We start from the raw sequence: 2,762 nt of genomic DNA, 5'->3' as shown, positions 1-2,762 counted from the left end.
AGTCGTAACAAGGTAGCCGTATCGGAAGGTGCGGCTGGATCACCTCCTTTCTAAGGAAAAAGCTTCACACTATTTTAATTATATATGGGGGTATAGCTCAGTTGGGAGAGCGCCTGCCTTGCAAGCAGGAGGTCAGGAGTTCGAATCTCCTTATCTCCACCAGACTAACAAAAAAGTTAGTTAAAACTTCTCACAAAGAGAAGAGAAGCATAACAACTTAAAACTAATCAAAATTTCAAAAAAAACAATGAACTGGAAAAACAGAAATGTTTAAAAAAAAGGTCAAGTTAAGAAGAGCACTAGGAGAATGCCTAGGCACCAAGAGGCGAAGAAGGACGTGACAAGCTGCGAAAAGCTACGGGTAGGAGCAAATATCCGAAGAACCGTAGATATCCGAATGGGGAAACCCACCTCGTAAGAGGTATCCCATACCCAATAAATAAGTATAGGAAGCGAACCAGGTGAACTGAAACATCTAAGTAACCTGAGGAAAAGAAAGAAAACTCGATTCCCAAAGTAGCGGCGAGCGAACAGGGAAGAGCCCAAAGTGCAGAAAGAAAAAATAGCCAGTCGAATCATCTGGGAAGAAGAACCAAAGAGGGTAAAAGTCCCGTAGACGAAAGCGAAGATATCTAGCACAAAAGAGTACCACAGAACACGAGGAATTCCGTGGGAATATGGGGGGACCACCCCCTAAGGCTAAATACTACTTGGTGACCGATAGCGAACAAGTACCGTGAGGGAAAGGTGAAAAGAACCCCGAGAGGGGAGTGAAAAAGAATCTGAAACCTAGTGTTTACAAGCAGCGAAAGTAGACAAGAACTACGATCGCGTACTTTTTGTAGAACGGGCCAGCGAGTTACGATTATTAGCAAGGTTAAACATTACAGATGTGGAGCCGAAGCGAAAGCGAGTCTTAAGAGGGCAAAAGTTAGTAGTCGTAGACCCGAAACCGTGTGATCTATCCATGGGCAGAGTGAAGTTGAAGTAAAATTCAATGGAGGCTCGAACCGGGTAGCGTTTAAAAGCTATCGGATGACCTGTGGATAGGGGTGAAAAGCCAAACGAACACGGAGATAGCTGGTTCTCCTCGAAATAGCTTTAGGGCTAGCCTCTAGTAAGAAAGTGAAAAGGGGGTAGAGCACTGAATGGTCAAGGGGCATGCATATGTTACCAAGACCTATCAAACTCCGAATACCATATCACAAACTAGGGAGTCAGACTATGTGGGATGAGCTTCATAGTCGAAAGGGAAAGAGCCCAGACCATCAGCTAAGGTCCCAAAATTATAGTTAAGTGGGAAAGGATGTGGAGTTACTGAGACAACTAGGATGTTGGCTTAGAAGCAGCCACTCATTTAAAGAGTGCGTAATAGCTCACTAGTCAAGTGACTCTGCGCCGAAGATAACCGGGGCTAAACTATATACCGAAGCTATGGAACGGAAACGTTGGTAGAGGAGCAATGTATGAAGGACGAAGCAAAAGGCGAAAGCCATTGTGGACAACATACAAGAGAGAATGCTGGCATGAGTAGCGAGAGGTGAGTGAGAATCTCACCCGTCGAAAACCTAAGGATTCCTGAGCAAGGCTCGTCCACTCAGGGTAAGTCGGGACCTAAGGCGAGGCTGAAAAGCGTAGTCGATGGACAACAGGTGGAAAATCCTGTACCGATACAATCGTCAAAAAGGAAGTGGGGACGCAGGAGGATATTAAGAGCGCCCAGTTGGTGAGGCGTGCAAGCGCAAAGTCTGAAAAGTAGGCAAAACCGCTTTTCGAGAAGGATGAAGCGTAATGCGGATCGAAAACAAGTAGAGAAGCTTAAGACTCCACACTGCCAAGAAAAGCCACTACAAGAGAAGTATCGCCCGTACCGCAAACCGACACAGGTAGGTGAGGAGAGAATCCTAAGACGAGCGGAAAAACCTTTGTTAAGGAACTCGGCAAAATGACCCCGTAACTTCGGGAGAAGGGGAGCCCCTGTAAAAGGGGGCCGCAGTGAAAAGGCCCAAGCGACTGTTTACCAAAAACACAAGTTTCTGCTAAGTTGAAAAACGAAGTATAGGAGCTGACACCTGCCCGGTGCTGGAAGGTTAAGGGAAAGAGTAAGCGCAAGCGAAGCTTAGAACTGAAGCCCCAGTAAACGGCGGCCGTAACTATAACGGTCCTAAGGTAGCGAAATTCCTTGTCGGGTAAGTTCCGACCCGCACGAAAGGTGTAACGATTTGGGCACTGTCTCAACAAAGGATCCGGTGAAATTGTAGTAGCGGTAAAGATGCCGCTTACCCACGACAGGACGGAAAGACCCCGTGGAGCTTTACTGTAGGCTGAGATTGAATTTTGGGATTAAATGTACAGAATAGGTGGGAGGCAGAGAAGAAGGTACGCCAGTATCTTTGGAGCCGACGTTGGGATACCACTCTTTTAATGCTAGAATTCTAACCTAACCCCATGAACCTGGGGAAGGGACACTCTCAGTTGGACAGTTTGACTGGGGCGGTCGCCTCCGAAAGAGTAACGGAGGCGTTCAAAGGTTCCCTCAGCACGGACGGAAATCGTGCGAAGAGTGCAAAGGCAGAAGGGAGCTTAACTGCGAGACCAACAAGTCGAGCAGATGCGAAAGCAGGACTTAGTGATCCGGTGGTACCGAGTGGAAGGGCCATCGCTCAACGGATAAAAGCTACCCCGGGGATAACAGGCTTATCTCCCCCAAGAGTCCACATCGACGGGGAGGTTTGGCACCTCGATGTCGGCTCGTCTCATCC

1 tRNA gene and 2 rRNA genes are annotated in these 2,762 nt (G+C 47.6%); all 3 read left to right on the top strand.

The window, feature by feature from the left end:
* Positions 1–50: ribosomal RNA gene (locus tag MR285_RS00055) — 16S ribosomal RNA — on the top strand; the annotation flags it as partial.
* Positions 51–86: 36 nt separating this feature from the next.
* A tRNA-Ala gene (locus MR285_RS00050) sits at positions 87–162 on the top strand.
* Positions 163–280: 118 nt separating this feature from the next.
* Positions 281–2,762 (top strand): 23S ribosomal RNA (locus tag MR285_RS00045); the annotation flags it as partial.

Source organism: Peptoniphilus sp., assembly GCF_022767005.1.
GTDB lineage: Bacteria > Bacillota > Clostridia > Tissierellales > Peptoniphilaceae > Peptoniphilus_A.
The sequence above is the reverse complement of the archived record's forward strand: the minus strand, read 5'-3'. Positions and strand labels throughout refer to the sequence as shown.